26 protein-coding genes are annotated in these 17,629 nt (G+C 53.1%); 9 read left to right on the forward strand and 17 right to left on the reverse strand.

Annotation, left to right across the window (positions count from 1 at the left end; all coding sequences use genetic code 11):
- Positions 1–248 precede the first annotated feature (248 nt).
- The gene (locus tag H043_RS29910) at positions 249–776 is read left to right on the forward strand and encodes an SH3 domain-containing protein (protein WP_081730266.1); all 528 of its coding nucleotides are present in this window, start codon (positions 249–251) and stop codon (positions 774–776) included.
- Between the two features lie 112 nt (positions 777–888).
- Entirely contained in the window at positions 889–1,701 is an 813-nt protein-coding gene (locus H043_RS0120960; protein ID WP_027613487.1) for a DUF1206 domain-containing protein, read from the forward strand.
- Positions 1,702–1,732: 31 nt separating this feature from the next.
- Here the strand turns inward: H043_RS0120960 and H043_RS0120965 are convergent, their stop codons facing one another.
- Both H043_RS0120965 and H043_RS0120970 read right to left on the reverse strand, forming a co-directional pair.
- A complete protein-coding gene (locus H043_RS0120965; RefSeq protein ID WP_027613488.1) occupies positions 1,733–2,560 on the reverse strand; it encodes an alpha/beta fold hydrolase in 828 nt (275 codons plus the stop codon).
- A 45-nt stretch (positions 2,561–2,605) separates the two neighbouring features.
- On the reverse strand, positions 2,606–3,049 hold the full coding sequence (locus H043_RS0120970; RefSeq protein WP_027613489.1) for a DNA methylase: 444 nt from the start codon (positions 3,047–3,049) through the stop codon (positions 2,606–2,608).
- Between the two features lie 391 nt (positions 3,050–3,440).
- Here H043_RS0120970 and H043_RS30780 point away from each other — a divergent pair, with 391 nt between their 5' ends.
- Positions 3,441–3,650 (forward strand): hypothetical protein, encoded by a 210-nt coding sequence (locus H043_RS30780; protein ID WP_081730259.1) that lies wholly within the window; start codon positions 3,441–3,443, stop codon positions 3,648–3,650.
- A 33-nt stretch (positions 3,651–3,683) separates the two neighbouring features.
- The gene (locus tag H043_RS0120975) at positions 3,684–4,565 is read left to right on the forward strand and encodes an alpha/beta fold hydrolase (protein WP_256214397.1); all 882 of its coding nucleotides are present in this window, start codon (positions 3,684–3,686) and stop codon (positions 4,563–4,565) included.
- 69 nt (positions 4,566–4,634) lie between these two features.
- Here H043_RS0120975 and H043_RS0120980 read toward each other — a convergent pair whose 3' ends face one another.
- Positions 4,635–4,883 carry a hypothetical protein gene (locus H043_RS0120980; RefSeq protein WP_027613491.1) on the reverse strand — a complete coding sequence of 83 codons (249 nt, stop codon included), beginning with the start codon at positions 4,881–4,883 and terminating at the stop codon, positions 4,635–4,637.
- A gap of 28 nt (positions 4,884–4,911) precedes the next feature.
- Complete coding sequence (locus H043_RS0120985; RefSeq protein ID WP_027613492.1) at positions 4,912–5,613, reverse strand: glycosyltransferase family 2 protein; 702 nt, start codon at positions 5,611–5,613, stop codon at positions 4,912–4,914.
- Positions 5,614–5,800: 187 nt separating this feature from the next.
- On the opposite strand from H043_RS0120985, the gene H043_RS0120990 reads away from it, so the two are divergent.
- Positions 5,801–7,024: a zinc-dependent alcohol dehydrogenase gene (locus tag H043_RS0120990; RefSeq protein WP_027613493.1), complete on the forward strand. Its 1,224-nt coding sequence runs from the start codon at positions 5,801–5,803 to the stop codon at positions 7,022–7,024.
- Between the two features lie 265 nt (positions 7,025–7,289).
- A complete protein-coding gene (locus H043_RS0120995) occupies positions 7,290–7,700 on the forward strand; it encodes a response regulator (RefSeq protein ID WP_027613494.1) in 411 nt (136 codons plus the stop codon).
- 351 nt (positions 7,701–8,051) lie between these two features.
- Here H043_RS0120995 and H043_RS29920 read toward each other — a convergent pair whose 3' ends face one another.
- The gene (locus H043_RS29920; RefSeq protein WP_081730260.1) at positions 8,052–8,318 is read right to left on the reverse strand and encodes a DUF1652 domain-containing protein; all 267 of its coding nucleotides are present in this window, start codon (positions 8,316–8,318) and stop codon (positions 8,052–8,054) included.
- Positions 8,319–8,644: 326 nt separating this feature from the next.
- Between H043_RS29920 and H043_RS0121000 the strand changes: the two genes are divergently transcribed.
- Entirely contained in the window at positions 8,645–8,893 is a 249-nt protein-coding gene (locus H043_RS0121000; RefSeq protein WP_027613495.1) for a DUF6555 family protein, read from the forward strand.
- A 147-nt stretch (positions 8,894–9,040) separates the two neighbouring features.
- Here the strand turns inward: H043_RS0121000 and H043_RS0121005 are convergent, their stop codons facing one another.
- The 12 genes from H043_RS0121005 to H043_RS0121050 all read right to left on the reverse strand — a co-directional run bounded on the left by H043_RS0121005 (position 9,041) and on the right by H043_RS0121050 (position 15,955).
- On the reverse strand, positions 9,041–9,544 hold the full coding sequence (locus tag H043_RS0121005) for a ferritin-like domain-containing protein (protein ID WP_027613496.1): 504 nt from the start codon (positions 9,542–9,544) through the stop codon (positions 9,041–9,043).
- A 152-nt stretch (positions 9,545–9,696) separates the two neighbouring features.
- The gene (locus H043_RS0121010; RefSeq protein ID WP_027613497.1) at positions 9,697–10,626 is read right to left on the reverse strand and encodes a ZIP family metal transporter; all 930 of its coding nucleotides are present in this window, start codon (positions 10,624–10,626) and stop codon (positions 9,697–9,699) included.
- Positions 10,627–10,635: 9 nt separating this feature from the next.
- Positions 10,636–10,788: a hypothetical protein gene (locus H043_RS30310; protein ID WP_155953508.1), complete on the reverse strand. Its 153-nt coding sequence runs from the start codon at positions 10,786–10,788 to the stop codon at positions 10,636–10,638.
- A gap of 60 nt (positions 10,789–10,848) precedes the next feature.
- A complete protein-coding gene (locus H043_RS0121015) occupies positions 10,849–11,733 on the reverse strand; it encodes a manganese catalase family protein (RefSeq protein WP_027613498.1) in 885 nt (294 codons plus the stop codon).
- Between the two features lie 132 nt (positions 11,734–11,865).
- Positions 11,866–12,093: a PLD nuclease N-terminal domain-containing protein gene (locus tag H043_RS0121020; RefSeq protein WP_027613499.1), complete on the reverse strand. Its 228-nt coding sequence runs from the start codon at positions 12,091–12,093 to the stop codon at positions 11,866–11,868.
- Between the two features lie 90 nt (positions 12,094–12,183).
- Positions 12,184–12,630, reverse strand: a complete 447-nt coding sequence (locus H043_RS0121025; protein WP_027613500.1) for a DUF421 domain-containing protein — start codon at positions 12,628–12,630, stop codon at positions 12,184–12,186.
- Between the two features lie 7 nt (positions 12,631–12,637).
- Complete coding sequence (locus H043_RS0121030) at positions 12,638–13,156, reverse strand: hypothetical protein (protein ID WP_027613501.1); 519 nt, start codon at positions 13,154–13,156, stop codon at positions 12,638–12,640.
- A complete protein-coding gene (locus H043_RS0121035; protein ID WP_027613502.1) occupies positions 13,156–13,662 on the reverse strand; it encodes a CinA family protein in 507 nt (168 codons plus the stop codon). Before H043_RS0121035 ends, H043_RS0121030 begins: the two co-directional genes overlap by 1 nt.
- Positions 13,663–13,675: 13 nt before the next feature.
- The gene (locus tag H043_RS29925) at positions 13,676–13,924 is read right to left on the reverse strand and encodes a hypothetical protein (protein ID WP_177325649.1); all 249 of its coding nucleotides are present in this window, start codon (positions 13,922–13,924) and stop codon (positions 13,676–13,678) included.
- A 134-nt stretch (positions 13,925–14,058) separates the two neighbouring features.
- Entirely contained in the window at positions 14,059–14,883 is an 825-nt protein-coding gene (locus H043_RS0121040; RefSeq protein ID WP_027613503.1) for a DUF3618 domain-containing protein, read from the reverse strand.
- Positions 14,880–15,308 (reverse strand): phage holin family protein, encoded by a 429-nt coding sequence (locus H043_RS0121045; protein ID WP_027613504.1) that lies wholly within the window; start codon positions 15,306–15,308, stop codon positions 14,880–14,882. The genes H043_RS0121040 and H043_RS0121045 overlap by 4 nt, the downstream gene beginning before the upstream one ends.
- Positions 15,308–15,955, reverse strand: a complete 648-nt coding sequence (locus H043_RS0121050; RefSeq protein WP_027613505.1) for a hypothetical protein — start codon at positions 15,953–15,955, stop codon at positions 15,308–15,310. The genes H043_RS0121045 and H043_RS0121050 overlap by 1 nt, the downstream gene beginning before the upstream one ends.
- Before the next feature lie 297 nt (positions 15,956–16,252).
- On the opposite strand from H043_RS0121050, the gene H043_RS29255 reads away from it, so the two are divergent.
- Together H043_RS29255 and H043_RS30785 are read left to right on the forward strand one after the other, a co-directional pair.
- The gene (locus H043_RS29255) at positions 16,253–16,702 is read left to right on the forward strand and encodes a low affinity iron permease family protein (RefSeq protein WP_049827929.1); all 450 of its coding nucleotides are present in this window, start codon (positions 16,253–16,255) and stop codon (positions 16,700–16,702) included.
- Between the two features lie 265 nt (positions 16,703–16,967).
- Positions 16,968–17,186, forward strand: coding sequence for a hypothetical protein (locus H043_RS30785; protein WP_027613506.1), 219 nt, complete (start codon positions 16,968–16,970; stop codon positions 17,184–17,186).
- Positions 17,187–17,629 lie beyond the last annotated feature (443 nt).

A 17,629-nucleotide genomic window follows, 5' to 3' on the forward strand; every position in this document is an offset into this window, starting at 1 on the left:
TTTTCAGCGATTGAGGAGCAAATTATCGTAGCTTATCCGTCACTGCTACATGGATGCTTATCTGAGTGGTTTCCATCCCTAGAATAAAGATAGCGATAGCTCACGACGCTAATCCGGGGAAACCCAAGATGTTAGGGCTAGGTAGGCTGCAGAAAATTGAGGTTTGGCTAAGCTCGCAATAGGTTTATGACGCCAGGTTGGTCTGGAAAGACAGGCTGGATAGTGCTTGCTGAGCGAGAGCAATGGAAATGCGCAAGAAATCCCAGTCATGGTTTGTCCCACTCCTGATTCTTTTCGCGATCCTTTGGGCGATAGGCAAAAAAGACACGCCTCCCGCTCAGGTGCAACCGAGCCCCCCTCCCACTCCGAATACTCTGGTCTCATCTACCTCGGTTCCATCATCGACACCTGCCCCCTCGGTTGATCAATACGTAAGCACAGACAAGCTAAATATCCGAAATCAACCAGGCGGAAAAGTTATCTCCAAGTTGAGCCGGGGAGCCAAGGTTCAGGTCTTCGAAAAACGGGATGATTGGGTGCGCATAAGCGTCGATGGCCAACCTGCGAAGTGGCTTTCTTCCAAAAGCCTTTGTACCGGATCGAATTGCTACACCGCCTCTAAACCAAAACAGTCGCCTTCGCCAGTACAACCAGTCCGGAGACAGACTCCAGAATACGGATCCTCCTGCCCTTGTTCTTCGGGACACATTTGTATCGGGCCACGAGGCGGTCGGTACTGCATTACTTCAGGTGGCAATAAGCGTTACGGTGTTTAAGCAATTGTAGGGGGGCAGTAAATTCTCGGTCAGGTCAGTGCGTCTTCGTTTGGTATCGAACCCCTCCCAACGAGAGGGGTCTGCTTTTGTACTACTCTCGGGAATAGATCCGATGTCCGCGCAACATAGCCTTGTAATACTCGCTCGGGGAGGATACGCCGCTCGAGGAGTGCTTTATTTGATCATCGGTATCTTCGCGCTGCTGGCAGCACTTGATTCGACAAAACCAAAGGACAGCCACAAGAGCCTGGAAGCTTTACTAAACCAGCCATTCGGATATTTTCTAGTTGGACTTGTGGTGGCGGGTCTGCTCGCATTTTCGGCTTGGCGTGTCTTGCAAGCTACGCGAGATGTCGATCATCACGGCAAAGAACTCAAAGGAGTGGTGATTCGCACTGGTCTGTTTGCCGGAGGTTTGGTCAACGCCGCTCTAGCGTTTTTTGCAATGGGTCTACTCATTAGCGGTATTAGAAGCTCGGGGGATTCTGGAGGGCAGACCAAAGACTGGCTAGCGCATCTTCTGTCTTGGGATCACTCGAATTTATTGGTGTACCTGATCGCTCTCATTCCGCTTGGTGTTGGAATTGCTCACATCATCAAAGGATGGAAGGCGTCGTTCGAGAAATATTTTGAAGCCGACGAGGACGTCATGCGGTACGTCCGGCCAGTGTCTCGGTTCGGTCTAATAGCTCGTGGAGTCGTATTCATAGAAATTGCCTTCCTGCTGGCAATTAGCGGTTCCACTTATCAAGCTATGGATCCACCTGGTATGAAACAAGCGCTCGACGCTCTGCAGAATCTACCTGCTGGATGGCTGATATTGATTGTGATGGCCCTAGGTCTGATTGCCTTCTCGGCTTACAGCTTCTCCGAGGCTTTCTGGCGCAAGATCAATATGGACGTGCCTGGAGTATCGAGACCTTAGGTTGCCGCATTAACGGTGGCACGCTTTCGGATTAGCGCAGGCATGGCCTCAACCTGTCGTTTGCGATGAGGGATACCTCCTGTTCTTCATCATGGTGCTGCTGACAGAGAAATTCGCGCATTAGTGCGGCAGTTCGTCTAGCGCTAGTCACCACAAAGAAGTGCCCCTCCCCCTTCAGAATGCGAAGCTCTGAACGGCGAATTGTGCGGCGCAGGATATGGGCGTTGTACGCATGTATCAACGGATCGCAGTCGCCGGTAAGAACCAGCGTGCGTTGAGGCAGCCGGGACAACCGAAGCAGGCTTGTCCATCCGATCAAGGCTGCGAGCTGGAAATAGTAGGTTCGTGGATTAACAGAGAGCATGCCTTTCATCACACCGAACCGCAGCAGTGTGTGAATTGGATTGCGGGAGCTATCTTGCTTGCGCACATTGGCGTTTTTACTCTTGCGGAAAAAATCCATAACGTCAGCAGGCTTCATGAACAGCACTGGGCCGGGAGAGGTCGCCGCGAGGATCAGCCTGCGTACCATGCTCGGGTAACGAAGAGCGAATTCTTGAGCCAGTGCACCTCCCCAACTCACCCCGAACACATCGACTTGGTCGACTCCCAATTGCTGGAGCATCTCGGCAATCACGTCGGCATGGCTTGGCAGGCGAATGGGCCAACGGGGCATTTGCGACTTGCCGACTCCTGGCACGTCCAGCGTGATGGTCATGAAGTCGTCAAGTTCATCGCGCAGCGGATCGAAGGTACGTATCAAACCACCCAAACCATTGAGTAAAAGCAGCGGAGAGCCTTGACCGCAGACCGAAACATTCAACTGCAAGCCCTTCGCTATTAGCCTGTGCGTTGTCATGATTTCTCCTTGCTTCACGCAATTGGGAGGCAGTATTGGTGAGACTTAGGGAGAAGTTCCGAAGAGCTCCGCAGCCGCTTCCCTCATAAAAATCTCAATGGTTTTCGGCCCTATCCCTTCAAATTCAGATAGCCGTTTTTCGAATGCCTTACGATCTGCGCTTGCCGCGACGATGTTGCTGACCTTGCCGTGATATTCAGCATTCATCTTGTTAGCCAATGCCAACAACCGCGACGCGGTGGTCTCGTCGTAACGCACGTAGTGAGCCTCACCAAGCATCATGACCAGCTGGCGGTGAGTGCAGCTCGCCAATTTGTGCGGCGTATCCCGATGATGTTTATCGACGATCACTTGATAGGCGTTGGCGGCAACTGGCCCCTGGATTCTCTTGCCCATCAGGAAACTGGCAAGCAGCCATTTGAATAACCCGGCTTCGTTCGCACCTTGAAGGTCGATGTGTAAGTCATGTGCGCAGATGATTTTGCTCACTGGTTCACCCTCAAGCGATGGTCTCAATGTAGACCAGGCGCTATCGCGAATGATCCGGCTGTGCGACGCCGTGATAAGGGAACCCTTATTCATGCTCGACGCCTAATGGTTGAACCTTACGATTTGAGAAAGACGAAATGCATATTTCCGACACAATCCAAGTCATGGAATCGCTATCAGCCAACGAAGCAAACCTAAAGCTTCACGAGGGCTGGTCATTGATATCCGTGGTCGTCACAACCCATCCCAATGGTCAGCGTCATCCTTGCTGAAAACCCCATCCAACCATCAAAAGCCCGATTGGTTAGGGTTATATCGATAAGAGATTTGTTGCGCTGAACTGTAACGGGGGGATGATTTGGCTTATCTGGATTGGATTCAATGGCCCGCGATGGTTGTTACCGTTCTCGCCGCATGGCTAATCGGGTCGCAGCGGCCAGGACGGCGGATGATCGGATTTGTATGCTTCAGTGTGAGCAACGTGTTGTGGGTGATTTGGGGATTTTACGCAGGCGCGTATGCATTGATCGTATTACAGATTTGTCTTTTCCTGATGAACCTTCGAGGGCTCAAGAAAAACTCAAGCCCCAATGAAACATAGTCAGCCAGCAGGGTCATTGCTTATTGAAGAGCAGTGGACACCGCCAAGGGCATTGGAATGTTCGATAACTTTTCGCTCGATATCGTAAAACTCCCAGAGGCAACCCTCAGAGTCAGGCATGGTGGGAGCGGCTCTCCCGTCTTATTACTCCATGGACATCCTAGGACTCATGCGACCTGGCATCGCGTTGCTCCACTCTTGGCAAAAAATCATTATGTTGTCTGCCCTGATCTAAGAGGCTTTGGCCAGTCATCAAAGCCTGAGGATACGTCCGATCATGCAGGCTCCTCCAAGCGCGCCAAGGCCCGGGATTGCATCGCCCTAATGCGACATCTGGGTTATCAGCGGTTTGCCGTGATTGGTCATGATCGAGGTAGTTACACCGCCTTTCGCATGGCTATGGATCATCCCGAAGCCGTTACACATCTCGGCATATTGGACGGTGTACCGATACTTGAAGCTCTCGAGCGCTGCAACGCCCAGTTCGCGACGCAATGGTGGCATTGGTTCTTCTTCGGGCAACTCGAAAAACCGGAGCAGGCAATCCTGGCCGACCCTGATCGATGGTACGGCGGCACAGCCGAGGCGATGGGTGCAGACGCCTACAGAGACTATCAAGCAGCCATCCATGATCCAGCGACCGTTCATGGCATGGTCGAAGATTATCGAGCAGGCCTTGGAATAGACCGTACTCACGATGAAGTCGACCGTCGCGAGAGCCGCAGGGTCGAGTGCCCGACAATGATTTTATGGTCGCTACGTGATGATCTTGAGCTTCTGTACGGCGATGTTTTAGGCGTGTGGGAACCATGGACAACACGACAACGTGGTCGTGGGCTCGACTGTGGGCATCACATGGCGGAGGAAGTGCCCGACGAGCTTGCGCGAGAAATACTCGAGTTCCTGCGTGAATAGTGATCTCTCAATACACTAATCCGTAATCGCTTCTAGCTACGAAGGATGATGTCATTCGAGCTACATGTCTTATGTTGATGGCTCGGAAGCATTGAAGTTCTTCCTGAAGCCTCGGGCATTCATCCCCAAAAGTATGCATTCGAGCAGGATCAGGGCGTAGGCATCAGCGTGAAGCCCCCAGATCACCCAAAGCGCATTACTGGTGATAAATCCCCAAAAGGCAATCATGCGACGGTACGCTCGTTGCGACCCGATGAACCAGGCTGAGGCTACCGTCACTACCATGGCTGGCCATTGCAGGTAATCGATGTACTCCAAATTGCTCCCTCCTGCAGACGGCGCTTTTTTAAAGAGAGACGCCGGCGCTTGCCTGTGGATCAAGCGCAGGCAATCCCAGTGAGGCACCCAGATTGACCAGATACTCTCCAAACCCTCCACGACATTTGTAATCCTTACGGGCGCTGGTGATGACCGGATTCGTTGCTGTCCAAACGATATGAGCACCGATCCTCTTAAGGTCAGCGACCAAATGGACATCTTCGTGTGCAGTGAGATGCTGGAACCCACCTGCGTTCCGATAGGCATCGGCACTCAAGCCAAGGTTAGCTCCGTGGATGTGCCGGTGATTCTCGATGAACTGGTAAAGCTCCGTGTACTTTGAGCGAACCAGGTCTCCATGGATATTCCAGCTATCCACCTCGACTGTTCCACAAACTGCATCAGCCTTGAACCCAATCTGACGCGCCAGCCAATCATGTGGCACAACGGTGTCGGCATCGGTGAAAGCAAGCCACTTCGCGCCAGCGGCCAGAAGATGATCTGCACCGGTTGCTCTCGCCTTGCCCACGTTCTGGAAAGAAACCTCGATCCCGCTGACACCGTGTGCTGCAACGATCTGTCCGGTCTGATCAGAGCAATCATCTAAAACGACGACTACGGAGACTGGCTGGCCCGCCAATGCAGGATGCTCAGCCGCGAACTGAACTGATGTTAGACACGCTGCAATGTGGTGCTCTTCATCGTGGGCAGGTATGACAACACCGATCATTAACGACACCTCCGACTGACTGAGTTAATGGCTCCTGCAGTCGACCTACTTGCGCTCCATTAGGTTTAAAAAATTACGAGCGTGCCTACATATGCGACCGCTAGTCATTTGCGTCGATATCACTCTGAACTTACTTTCTTCGATCCTTCTCTCCCACTTACCATCCAGCTGAAGTAGGTAAGACGTCATGAGAGCACTCACCTATCACGGCGCGCACAGCGTCAAAGTCGACACGGTTCCCGATCCGGTTATCGAGGAAAGTGATGACATCATTCTTCGGGTTACCGCGACGGCGATATGCGGATCTGACCTCCATCTCTATCGGGGCAAGATTCCGACTGTCGAGCATGGCGATATCTTCGGGCATGAGTTCATGGGGATCGTTGAAGAGGCAGGCTCAGCGGTTACCGCAGTGCAACCCGGCGACCGCGTGGTAATTCCCTTTGTGATCGCCTGCGGCAGCTGTTTCTTCTGCGCAATGGATCTGTTCGCGGCCTGCGAAACAACAAATACAGGGCGCGGAGCGATCATAAATAAAAAGGCGATACCACCAGGAGCCGCGCTGTTCGGCTTCAGTCATATGTACGGCGGCGTTCCTGGCGGGCAGGCCGAATACGTGCGCGTGCCGAAAGCCAACACCGGGCCGTTTAAGGTGCCGGGGACACTGTCGGATGAAAAGGTTCTTTTCCTTTCAGACATCCTTCCCACGGCGTATCAGGCTGTAACTAACGCGGGGATTGGTAATGGTTCCAGCATCGCAATTTATGGTGCAGGGCCCGTCGGTTTGTTGAGCGCGGCCTGTGCAAGGATGCTCGGTGCCGACCAAATTTTCATGGTCGATCACCATCCTTACCGCTTGGCTTACGCGCAGAAAACGTATGGTGTAATTCCGATCAATTTCGATGAAGACGACGATCCTGCAGATACGATCATTCGGCAAACCAAAGGAATGCGGGGAGTTGATGGCGTCGTAGATGCGGTAGGGTTTGAAGCAAAAGGTAGTACGACGGAAACAGTTCTCGCAACACTCAAGCTTGAGGGCAGCAGCGGCAAGGCTTTACGTCAGTGCATCGCCGCCGTTCGACGCGGCGGCATCGTCAGTGTCCCTGGCGTTTATTCAGGGTTCATCCATGGCTTCCTGTTCGGAGACGCATTCGACAAGGGGCTGACCTTCAAAATGGGGCAGACCCATGTGCACCGTTTCCTACCCGAGCTCCTGGATCACATTGAGACAGGTCGTCTCGCACCAGAAGTCATCATCAGCCATCGCATGTCACTGGAACAGGCCGCTGAGGGATATAAAATCTTTGATAAAAAAGAAGAGGACTGCCGAAAAGTCATCCTGACACCTGGCGATAACCACATCGCTTTGCCGGAAACCGACGGAAGCGCGACGGTGCTGACTACCTAAATCTGTCGATAAGTGGAGAGGACGAGAAGGCTCGGTGCCTCACCGAAAACTCTCGTCCTTCTTCATATGAGGTCGACATGAAAGTGGCAACCGTAAGCCTGCCTCGGTCAATTCTGAAACCTCAGGTCGTTACATGCTGGAGTCTTCCTGTGACCTGGGTCATCAAAAACGTTGCAAGGAGAACCACAAAATACTGAAACGCGCATACACTCAGGCACTGACTCATTAGACGCCGGCCACGTGTGCCCAGCTAAGGAATCTTTGATTGATCGTCCAATGGGAAGGTTTTTTGCCAATCGAGGGAAAGGTGATCGTCATCGAGGACGACCCTACATTGCGAGAGTTAATGGCAGAAATCGTATCGGAAGTCGGAGGGAAGGCAATCTCGTTCCAGACTGCAGATGACGCCTTAACCTATCTGCTCCAAACTCATGAACAATGCCGTCTAGTGATCGCAGACCACGGCGTACCTGGCCAGATACAGGGTATCGAATTTATCGAAATGGTAGGTAGTCGATGGCCATCAATTGCGGCAATCCTGACCTCTGGATACCTAATAGACCCTGAGGCTATCCCAGCTTCTACCATTTATCTGCACAAACCATGGTCACTGGATGATTTCGTTATCGCTATGGCGGCGCTATTGCAGCCTGGCATCGCGATTCACAAAGCCTGATTTTAAGGCATTGTAGATGCGAGGTAGACCGGGGTCGACTTGGTTGCCCCCCTCATCAGAAGCTTGGTTAAAGCTTCCTCTATCTCATCAGCGGCGCCGTGTTTGCGCTCCGTGAGTAACCACCGCCAGTAACGATCTGCCATCAGGCCGCCAACCGCTTCTGCGCACAAAGCTTCCCGGCTGACTCCCATCTTTGACGCCGATGCGATAACCGCTAAAAGTGCTTGCTCAAGTTGCTGTGTTCTTTCGGAGGATACGAGATCGGCTCAATGGAAATGAAACCATATTATGTTCCGATATCAGTTTGACATCAAAAATCGTGTTTTGGCCCCTACTCCCGCATCTATTCTCTCAATTCCCTTGAGCTCTGCACTCACTCGATCCAAAACTGACTTTGCGTGCAGACATCTCACTGCGAAGCTCACCAATCAGATTGGCAATTGAGCGACTTGTAGTCAGCGGTGCCGCCGACACCCCTGTCACCAACAGTTCAACACTGCCAGAAGATGGCTCTATAACCTTGATCATTAGCGAACCATCCACATTCAACGTGCATGAGCACGACAGTGGTAGGAAGCCGCACTCAATAATATGTCGGAGCTCAAGAGCGGAGATCATGGTGTTCGTCCTAGGAGCAGGGTTCATTGATTGTTGTCCAAATGGGGCAGTAGTCAAAGATTCGCAAAAGCATTATTCGACAAGGCATTTCAGCTCCAGGCGCTGAAACGTTACACCGGCACGCCGAACCTTAAAAATCTTCTTGATAAAGACTTGTGCATCGTTCTGACCGCTCTAGAGCGCCCCTGTTCAGGGGAACGCCACCAAAAAACGAGCAATTTCGAGCGTTGAGATCCAGGCAAAGAAACCCCTCAAAAGCGATCAAAAAACGTTGGAATTTTTTCTGTGAGCATCACTCTTTTGCCTACGAGCGTAAGGAGGAGTTCATGAGCCAGACAGATATATTCGTTATCGAGTACAAACTACACGGGAAACCAATGTCATTCGTCATCCGCGTTAAGACAATGCGCAATGTTGATGCGTGGCACTGGGCGAGTTGCGACGCCGGTCTGGTACCGATTCCCAAACCTGGAAAACCGCCGTTGAAGGTCATGTCGAAACCTCAGGCGGAACGGTTCGGAGTGACAGAAGTGAAATGGCGTGAGACTGCAGCATTAGTCTGGACGGAAGCGTAGGGCTGACAGCCTCATTGAGTAACCTGTAGCACATTGGACGGGCACGGACTCGCCATTCAAATGCGTAGTAGAGGTCTCGAATTGAATGAGGCTCGGTGGCGGAGCTCCCACCGTCACCGAGTGATCGATTACTCAGAAGTCGCTTATTTAACGTTTCTTTTCCAAGGTCGCAGCTTGATTACCGCCCTGCTCTGCGATCTTGCTCAGCTTCTCGTCAGCACCTTTTTCTTCAACGAGCGTTGCGGCCAATAGAGCGGCAGCGTCATCAAGTTTGAGATGCTTGGCCATCGCTATCAGGGTGCCGTAGGCAGCAATTTCATAGTGCTCCACTTTTTGAGCCGCACCGATTAGTGCGGCGTCGAGCACAGCTCCTTTGTCGATTTCTTCCAGCAGCTCTTTCGACTCTTCGACAAGTCCCTCCATGGCCACGCACTTCATACGCTTGAGCTTTATACCGGTTAGCTCGACCAGCTGATCAATGCGCTCAATCTGCCCATGGGTCTCCTCCAAGTGGGACGTAAACGCGTCCGCCAACAGTGGATTAGTCGCTGCTTTCGCCAAGCGCGGCAATGCTTTGGTAATTTGTTTTTCCGCACTGTAAACGTCAGAGAGTTCATGGATAAACAAGTCTTCGACAGTTTTTCTAGCCATTTGCAATCTTCCTTCTGGTCAGTATTGGCGTCGCCTGATGGGCGTACGCATGGGATCAACATGCATGCAAAACTTGCCGTGCATGAAGACTGACCAACCTCATTTGAGACGTGTTCCGAATATTTTAAGGGGGGCGGACAAAAGGCCCGTTGCTAACCCAAAGCAGTATCGAGAAACATCATCACTCCGAAGCCAAGCATCAGTCCCAAGGTCGCGGGGGTCTCATGACCATTGCGATGAGTCTCGGGAATGACCTCATGGGACACCACAAAAATCATCGCACCAGCCGCTAAACCGAGAGCTATGGGATATCCCAATGCGAAGCTGTTGGAAATCCCCAAGCCGACGATAGCGCCTATGGGTTCCATCAACCCTGAGCCTACTGCAATGAGCGCTGCACGAAGCGCTGAGATGCCTGTCACACGTAACGCTAGGGCGACGGCCAAACCTTCGGGTATGTCTTGGATGGCGATGGCAGTGGTCAGCGGCAGTCCGACCTTCATATCTCCATTGGCGAAGCTCACTCCAATAGCCATGCCTTCCGGTAGGTTATGCAGAGTGATTGCAAGGACGAACAACCACACACGATTGATACGTTGCGCGTCCGGCCCCCGTCGTCCGCTTTTCTCGTGTTCGTGAGGGACGAAACGATCAAGGCCAACCATCAACGCTACGCCCAGTCCTAATCCCGCAACAACTACACATGCTGCGAGTAACTGGTTTCTGCAAAGGGTCTGGGCCGCTTCGATCCCAGGGAGAATGAGCGAGAACGAACTGGCGGCCAGCATCATACCGGCGGCGAAGCCCAGCATGATGTCTTGTGTGCGGGCCGCGATGTCTCGTAACGCAATCGCTACGACAGCTCCTATGGCCGTCGCAGCGAAACCTGCCATGCCACCGAGAAATGCGAAGTGCAGATTTTCTTTATTGGCACCGACGAAGGCGCCGTACCCGCTGATGAGCAAGAACACTGTCACGCCAATCAGAATTGACCAGAAGGCGCGTCCGCCCCATCCAGATCCTGAGAACCGCGCAAACCAGGAGCGAAGTGGTGCGCCGGATGAGGTCAAAGGCTCGGGCATGGGAACCTCCTATTTTCTTAAGTCGTGCTTTTCAGCAAATCCGGAAAGCGACCGGCGGAACTGCTGGGATACGCGCTGTGCGTCACGTTCAAAAGCGACACTGGTGGCAAAGAGCATCTCAGGGCCAGTTAAATTCCGACGCGCTGATTTTTTGTTAACCATGCTGTGGTTCCTCTCTGAATGAGATGAAAGACCGCACGCCGGAGGGCGTGCGGCTGCTCTTCAAGGTTGAGGTTCGCCTTGTACCCCCGCCCCTAAGTCCGCCCCTGTGATCGGATTGCTGTCTGGGTCGGACATCGTCCTGGCTTTCATATCCATGAGCAGCGCCTCGTCCTCAGCGCTCAATTGCACAGAGGCGGTGCCGTCCCCACCATCCACTGCAGGCGCCGGATCTTCCACAAAGTCCCAATCGTCCCCTTCGTTCCAAGGGCCGCGAGTGCTGCCTTCGCCCTGTGACATGTTGAAGTAGACGTTGGTGAACTCCGGCATGCCCGACAGTTTGCCCTGAGGGAAATTTGGCTGGATGGCGTGCAGTGCTTTTTCGAAAGATAGCTGGTGGGCGATTTCACGCGTCATCAGAAATCCTAGGGCCTCTTTCACACCCGGATCATCGGTAACATTCATCAACCGTTCATAGACAATTTTCGCTCTCGCCTCAGCGGCGATATTTGAGCGCATGTCTGCTGTCGGTTCGCCGATGGTGTCGACGTAAGCTGCCGACCAAGGCACGCCCGCCGAGTTAGTCAACGGAGCACCGGCGCCGTACAACAGACTGGTGATGTGAGAGTCGTTGCCGGCACCATTAATGGCGCGATACAGCTCTCCTTCTTCCTCCACACCTTCAGCCATTTGTCCTTTAGCACCCTTGTTTAACATCACGATGATCGACCCGACGATCTCAAGGTGACTGAGTTCTTCGGTGGCGATGTCCATCAGCAGATCCTTTCTGCCTGGATCATCTTCTGCCAACGCTTGGGTGAAGTAGCGGGAGGCCGCTGCAAGCTCGCCCTGAGCTCCCCCAAACTGTTCCAGTAATAAATTTGCTAACCCAGGGTTTGGCTGGGCAACTCGCACGGTGTATTGAAGTCGTTTGTTATGTAGGAACATGACATTCTCCTCAGGCGAATCAGGGCTGCAGTTCACTCGGTAAGATACCGAATGCCAACCCACATTCATCTGAAGCAAATGCGTCTGGGTTAATTTCAAAAACCTTCTGCACTAGCGACCAACGGATGCTGCTTACCCTTTGCTGTGTTCAGGCGACGATGGGCCTTCTTTGATTCCGCGCGGCCCTGCAACACCCCAAACGATTAAACCAATGACTGGGAAAATGATGAGCCCAAAAGCCCAACCGGCTTTGACTCCCACCGTCTTGTCGCTGCGAAACACGCTTACGATGGCCCAAAGATCAACGAGCAAAATGATCACTGCGACGGCAATTGCGAAATAGCTGGTAGCTTCCGACATGGCCAAGCCCTCCTCAGATTGATATTGCTTAGGCCCCACGAATCCAAGGGTGTTCAAGTAATTCCGCCAGTACATATCGACTCTCGCGAGTCAGTCTTCCTGGGCGATGACTGAGATCTTGCCGTTGCGCTCTAGAATTGCGAACTTGATCTCTTCCAGCTTCTCGATACCTTGGCTGGAACGTGCAGCCTCCATCACATCCGCTTCTAACAATCGCGCACGACGAAGGCGTTCGTGGAGCAGTTTTCCGTTCTCGACGATTATGGTCGGCTCGCCATCAATCAGCCGTGACATCCACCGCGAGCGCCGCTTGAGCAGGGACAGGCCAACGTCGATGGCGACAAGGGTGACGATGACGATCACAGAATTAGTGAGCGAAAAATCATCGCCCAGCAGGGCTTGCTGAGTCGCCTCACCGATCATCAGTAAAAGAATGAAATCGAAGGTGGTCAGTTCCGCCAAGGAGCGCCGTCCAGCGATCTTGAAGAGCACCAAGAGGGCCACATACATGGCACCTGCACGCAAAACTGAATCCATAAATCACCTAAGGGAAGATGAACTGCACAAGCTTTATGCCGTTGGTACCCGGTGAAAAGATTTGACTGCGGTAGAAGCCGAGGCCATCCCCTCGCAGGGTGATATATAACTTCGCTTGACCATCGAGGTCGGTCTGTAGCCACAGCCTGATGCCCTGTGAAGAACTTCTTGAGCGCAGAGGTTCTGGTTGTAGAGTTTCTATACTGAACCCTTCCAGCAACTGACCTGCCAGCTCCAGTTCCACTGCCGTGTCGGGCGTTGCGTTCACACTGACTTTCATTGAGTTGGTGGATCCATTGCGATGGAACATCTCATATTCCACCCTGATCTTGCCGACGTCGCTGCGTACTTCTCGTGAACTAATCAAACCCCTGGAGAAAAGCCCCACCAGTGCGAGCACCACGACTAACACCAGCACGTACCAGCCAACTCGCTCGAAGCGCCAAACTTTCAACTGATAGGCCATGTCTTCGCGTATGGGATAACTACGGCTGCGCAATTCCGGATGGTCGCGATCATCGCTCATCAGTGTTCACCTTTCTCACCCTGCAGGACACGCTCATGGAAATGCGCCAAGCACTGCAAAGCATATTCAGTGGCCTGGGTCTGTACTTCGCAGCGTCCGCCGGAAAACCGATGCTGGTAACTGAACACGTAACACCCATCAGCCATTTGGAAGGCCCAAGCAAAGCAGATCGTGCCAGCAGGAATACCGTCTAAATCGTCCGGGCCGAGAATCCCGGTTGTAGCGATTGCAGCATTAGCGGTGCTATCACGCAATGCGCCCATCGCCATCTCCCGCGCCACTTCCACGCTGGTGAGGTTGAACGTTTCGATGGTATGCGGGTTGACATGCAACAAGCGTTGTTTCGCCTGTGGCGAATACACTACGTATCCACACTCTATGAAGTTACCGCTGCCTTCGACCTCAGATAACAGCGTCACAATTTTACCGGCGGTACACGACTCCGCAGTGGTCAACACCAAATCGTTGGTGCGAAGGTATTGAACGGTGTCGTCGGCGATAGACATGAGCTGAATGACCTCAGTGATAATCCTCACCGGCGACAGCACGCAGATATGCTTCGTCTGCATCTCTTCGCAGGTCGCGCCATTCGGTCAGAGTTAACATACCCAACCGATCCATCTCATCAGACAATCGCAAAAGTTCGTCGTGATAAGCGTCAGGGCATTCCATGCGCAGTGGTCGGTTGTCCATTGCACGATGCCAAGCATCCAAGGCCTGTAATCTCGATTCTTGCTCAGGCGTCAGTTGATTCTTGAAAGCATTCATTTCACTCACCCCGAACATTTCCCGGTTGAGCAACCAGTTTCGAATTAGGTTCCAAAGGTCTGACGAAGAACTGTTTTACGGAGCATGATCAAAAAAAAGGAGGCCTTGTTATAGGCCTCCCGTTTGCAGCGATGTCAAGAAGTCCCTAATCCACGAGAAAGATCGGCACTTGCCGTGGGCGTAGGGTTTTGCGTCGCTTCAGTCCTTGCGCCAACGTCCGCTTGCTCTGTCGTTTTCGTCACGGTGTCACGCACCGCCTCGTAGCCTTCTTGCGCCTGTTTCTTGACCTTGTCTACCAGCCCCGCACTGGTACGCCCCATGTAGCGCTGCTCAGTCGAAGTGGTGGGCAATGCCGCGCCAATGACTGCACCCAACGCGATACCTGCCGCTGCGACAACCAGCGGCTGCTCTCTGAGCATTTGATTAAACTGCTGTCCCAGTACCTGGGTGCTGCGATTCAACCGGTCGCCTGCATCGTGCATGGCATGACTGAGGTTTTCGCCGGCGGCGCCAACGTTGTGGCCAAGGTGGCCAGCCTTGTTTTTCAACGATTGATATCCCTCCTTCAGAGTGTCGGCGGTTTGGTGCAGGCCGTCACGCGCACTGTCGAGCCCCTCAGCCAGGCTATCCGCCCATTCCCCCGCCCGATCCTGATCCGGCCCGGTGCGATAGACCGGGTGTTCAACCGGCGGGCGGTTCTGACTCATCATCATCCATAGCAGCCCAATCGAAGTCAGCACCGCAGGTACAGGATTATTACGAACACTGGTGCCGAGATTGCTGATGAACGCCGAGCCATTGTTCTGCATCATGCCCCACGCCTGATCAATCATCTGACCTGGAGTGAACTTACTTTCGAGCTTGTCGACAATGTTGCCGATGCTGGCACGCTGCGCATCGATCTCGCGCTCTATCTGCTCAGGGCTTTTTTCGGATTCGATTTCCAGTTCACTGTTCATGAGACTTTCCTCCGCATTGCTTCCTGATCTTTATTCAAAGAGTCCAGTGTCCGATCAGGCTTGAAGTGGGACGGCTCGAATTGTTTTTTGCCTGATTGCAGCATGGCGAAGCCGATAATCATCACGACGACACCGACGATAAGGGCAGCTAGCCACGGTGCCATGAACAAGCTCAAACCGTAGACTGCCGACATCAGCAGGATGATGAAGCCCGCGAGGAACACAATCGCGCCCCCCGCCACGGCGGCGATGCCGGCCTTCAGCGTGTTGAGGCTGGACTGAAGCTCGACTTTGGCGAGCGCTAACTCTTTGGTAAATAACGCGGGGACTTCTCGGGATAATTGACGCAATAGGCCAACTACCGACGCGTCTTCAGGTTGGGCCAGAGGTCTTGAACCAGGCAGTTCTGAATCTTCTCTGTTCATCACAGTGCTCCTTTCGTGCTTGGAGAAGCGGGCGTTACTGCTCCGGCAAAATCCGTCGGATGGTCGGACTCATTCGGGGAAGTTGGTGTGATGCCGGTAGCCAATCCGGGGTTCGGATCGGACGACGATGGAGGGGTAGTCTCGTAAGGTCGATGCGCGCCAAATCCTCCTGCAGGCGGTGTCGAAGTGCCCGCCGCCGGATCGTGACTCGCAGTAACGGTCGCGGCGGTAGAGCTGCCAGCCTTGAGAAATCGCGATAGGCCGAAGCCCAACGCGATGCTGCCGGCAATGAACAAGCCCGGATTACTGCGAGCTAGGTCGGCTGCGTCGTGCAACAACTGTTCGGCACTTTTCCCGCGAAGGTTACCCGCCAAACCGGTCATGGACTCAGCCATGTCGGTCAGATAATCGGACATGCCTAGGGTGTCCTTGTCTTCGATTTCCGAGATAAAGCTCTTTGCGCCCTGTGCCAATGCCTCGATCTGATCGGCGGCGGTATCGCGATACTGCCCAAATTGCGCATCTGCTTGCTGTCTCGCACCACCGAGCGCCTCGGTAACGTCTTCCTTCAAGTGGTGAAAATCTTGAGGCTTCCCATCACCTGGTGCATCTGATGGGGCTCCGGCCCTGCTGTCTGAAGTATTCATGTCGTCCCTCGCTTTCTGATGAAAACGTCAACGGGACTGCGCAGCACGATTGCTATGAGCCCCTCAGAGCAGAGGACGGATCGCAGAACTGGAGAGTTCAACGAAGTTGATGAGCGTTAAGATGACGCGTCGGACGGGATAGAGATATTTCACGCGTGGCGACAATCAAGACAAATGCAGACAATCCTGCGACCTCTGAAACGCGCAGAGGAAAGGCCCGACGAAAAGTTAATTTGTAAGAAAGAATTTCAAGAGCACTGAGTGGTCTATTCATACCCACAACCCGAGCTAGTAATTATGAAATTCGCACGCTTCTGCCAAGCGCTTTCCAATTGGGCTGGCAGCTCCAAAACATTCCTTCTAGCCATCTTTTTAATAGGGGTTTGGGGGTTGACCGGGCCATTCTTCCACTACAACGACACCTGGCAGCTCATCATTAACACGTCGACAACAATCATCACATTCCTGATGGTGTTCCTGATTCAGAACACTCAAAACCGCGACAATGACATTTTGCATCTCAAGATTGATGAGCTGATTCGAGCCACCGAGGCGGCACAAAACGCGACTTTGGGCCTGGATAAGATGGCATCAAGAGATCTTAGAAAACTGCGGGATCAATACAGTTCACTTGGTGGAAATGATCAGGTGAATCTCGACGCTGGCGTAATGGATGAAGCACGTGCCGCTGACTTACCCATCCAACCGAAGACCTTTGAATCAGATCGAGCAAACCTACAGAGTTGAGCATGGCACGAAAAACAGCTGAGATTAGGAAGGTTTTAGGTGCGATTTTGCGCCGCAAGGTAGGAAGCGAACGTGGAGCGACTGAGCTAGTGTAGTTGTGTCCGCATCGCTGGTTACGACCCAATCAGCTTGTCCCTGACGAGACCCGCGAGGTGAACACTTTTCGCTAGTCCATTTCACAACGAGTCTTTCAAGTCTCGCCCTGAAGCTTGCGTGCCAGCGACCCAGTAGGTGCTCCCCGTTCAAATACTCAAGGAAGATACCGATGCCAGATAGCTCTGAAGCGAACATAGCAGCAGCGGACGCTCTCACACTGCTGCTGCACAACCAGCACGCCATATGCGCTGCCATAGAAGAGGTGACCAAGTGGCTTTCCGACAACGGAGCGCGAAGTTCTGCGGTTAACGCCGAGACAGCAATGGAAACGTTAGATATAAATGCTCAGGGGATTACGGACGCGATCCTACGGCTACGCCATTCATAGGCATCGGCTGCCACTGCCTGTTCATCATGAACAGCTCTGCCGGTGCACTCGGATCCTGTTCCTCGCTTTCAGTAAGAACTAGATTGAGCCGATGTACCCAGCTAAGGAGCGCCATGTCAGCCTTCAAGGTGATTGCCATTATCGGAGTCGCGGTAGTCACCTCAACCGCGGCTTACTCCGCTCATTTTGTGGGAGAGCAGATCAAATATCTGCATCAAAAGCTTTCCCCTCCGGCGGAAGCTACGAACCTCGCAACCGATTGGCCCACCACAGAGGCAGCCCTCCCAAAGCTGGAAGACCAACTTGTGGGTCACTCGCAGACGATATCTCCGGCAACGCGACCTGACTTTCCACCGAACCAACCGTGCTACATCCATCACGATAATTTCACATTTGCAGGTATACGGTTGTAACAGCTCCTTTAGTGATTCCCAGCCCGCCCC

Source organism: Pseudomonas sp. URIL14HWK12:I6, from assembly GCF_000514195.1.
Taxonomy (GTDB): Bacteria; Pseudomonadota; Gammaproteobacteria; order Pseudomonadales; family Pseudomonadaceae; genus Aquipseudomonas; species Aquipseudomonas putida_A.

What these genes read in the sequence shown, in the direction of transcription:
- H043_RS0121000 (WP_027613495.1), top strand. Translation starts at nt 8,645, where the DNA reads ATGAGCCAGACAGATATATTCGTTATCGAGTACAAACTACACGGGAAA.
- H043_RS0121040 (WP_027613503.1), bottom strand. Translation starts at nt 14,883, where the DNA reads ATGAACAGTGAACTGGAAATCGAATCCGAAAAAAGCCCTGAGCAGATA.
- H043_RS30785 (WP_027613506.1), top strand. Translation starts at nt 16,968, where the DNA reads ATGCCAGATAGCTCTGAAGCGAACATAGCAGCAGCGGACGCTCTCACA.
- H043_RS0121045 (WP_027613504.1), bottom strand. Translation starts at nt 15,308, where the DNA reads ATGAACAGAGAAGATTCAGAACTGCCTGGTTCAAGACCTCTGGCCCAA.
- H043_RS30310 (WP_155953508.1), bottom strand. Translation starts at nt 10,788, where the DNA reads ATGGTTAACAAAAAATCAGCGCGTCGGAATTTAACTGGCCCTGAGATG.
- H043_RS0120960 (WP_027613487.1), top strand. Translation starts at nt 889, where the DNA reads ATGTCCGCGCAACATAGCCTTGTAATACTCGCTCGGGGAGGATACGCC.
- H043_RS0120965 (WP_027613488.1), bottom strand. Translation starts at nt 2,560, where the DNA reads ATGACAACGCACAGGCTAATAGCGAAGGGCTTGCAGTTGAATGTTTCG.
- H043_RS29255 (WP_049827929.1), top strand. Translation starts at nt 16,253, where the DNA reads ATGAAATTCGCACGCTTCTGCCAAGCGCTTTCCAATTGGGCTGGCAGC.
- H043_RS0121025 (WP_027613500.1), bottom strand. Translation starts at nt 12,630, where the DNA reads ATGGATTCAGTTTTGCGTGCAGGTGCCATGTATGTGGCCCTCTTGGTG.
- H043_RS0120985 (WP_027613492.1), bottom strand. Translation starts at nt 5,613, where the DNA reads ATGATCGGTGTTGTCATACCTGCCCACGATGAAGAGCACCACATTGCA.
- H043_RS0121005 (WP_027613496.1), bottom strand. Translation starts at nt 9,544, where the DNA reads ATGGCTAGAAAAACTGTCGAAGACTTGTTTATCCATGAACTCTCTGAC.
- H043_RS0120990 (WP_027613493.1), top strand. Translation starts at nt 5,801, where the DNA reads ATGAGAGCACTCACCTATCACGGCGCGCACAGCGTCAAAGTCGACACG.
- H043_RS0121015 (WP_027613498.1), bottom strand. Translation starts at nt 11,733, where the DNA reads ATGTTCCTACATAACAAACGACTTCAATACACCGTGCGAGTTGCCCAG.
- H043_RS29920 (WP_081730260.1), bottom strand. Translation starts at nt 8,318, where the DNA reads ATGATCTCCGCTCTTGAGCTCCGACATATTATTGAGTGCGGCTTCCTA.
- H043_RS0121035 (WP_027613502.1), bottom strand. Translation starts at nt 13,662, where the DNA reads ATGTCTATCGCCGACGACACCGTTCAATACCTTCGCACCAACGATTTG.
- H043_RS0121020 (WP_027613499.1), bottom strand. Translation starts at nt 12,093, where the DNA reads ATGTCGGAAGCTACCAGCTATTTCGCAATTGCCGTCGCAGTGATCATT.
- H043_RS30780 (WP_081730259.1), top strand. Translation starts at nt 3,441, where the DNA reads ATGGTTGTTACCGTTCTCGCCGCATGGCTAATCGGGTCGCAGCGGCCA.
- H043_RS0121050 (WP_027613505.1), bottom strand. Translation starts at nt 15,955, where the DNA reads ATGAATACTTCAGACAGCAGGGCCGGAGCCCCATCAGATGCACCAGGT.
- H043_RS29910 (WP_081730266.1), top strand. Translation starts at nt 249, where the DNA reads ATGCGCAAGAAATCCCAGTCATGGTTTGTCCCACTCCTGATTCTTTTC.
- H043_RS0121010 (WP_027613497.1), bottom strand. Translation starts at nt 10,626, where the DNA reads ATGCCCGAGCCTTTGACCTCATCCGGCGCACCACTTCGCTCCTGGTTT.
- H043_RS0121030 (WP_027613501.1), bottom strand. Translation starts at nt 13,156, where the DNA reads ATGAGCGATGATCGCGACCATCCGGAATTGCGCAGCCGTAGTTATCCC.
- H043_RS29925 (WP_177325649.1), bottom strand. Translation starts at nt 13,924, where the DNA reads ATGAATGCTTTCAAGAATCAACTGACGCCTGAGCAAGAATCGAGATTA.